Source organism: Citrobacter sp. TBCS-14 (assembly GCF_005280805.1).
In the GTDB taxonomy this organism is placed as follows: domain Bacteria; phylum Pseudomonadota; class Gammaproteobacteria; order Enterobacterales; family Enterobacteriaceae; genus Citrobacter; species Citrobacter gillenii.
This window is the reverse complement of the sequence record NZ_SZWM01000456.1, coordinates 290-494: the sequence shown is the minus strand read 5'-3', so window position 1 is coordinate 494 and position 205 is coordinate 290. Positions and strand designations below refer to the sequence as shown.

Here is a 205-nt window from a genome sequence, read left to right as displayed (position 1 = left end):
CACGATGACAACGACAATTGCCAATAGCGACCTGCCGGTTGCGCGCCCTGCATGGGACCGCTCGCGCCTGCAATCCCGCATTGTTCACCTGGGATGCGGCGCTTTTCACCGCGCGCATCAGGCGCTGTACACCCATCATTTGCTGGAAACCACCGACAGCGACTGGGGGATCTGTGAAGTTAACCTGATGCCGGGTAACGACCGC

At 60.5% G+C, this 205-nt stretch carries 1 pseudogene; it reads left to right on the top strand.

The annotated features are described in order from the left end of the window. Positions 1–4: 4 nt before the first annotated feature. Positions 5–205: pseudogene (locus FDX22_RS31265) on the top strand (fructuronate reductase); the annotation flags it as partial.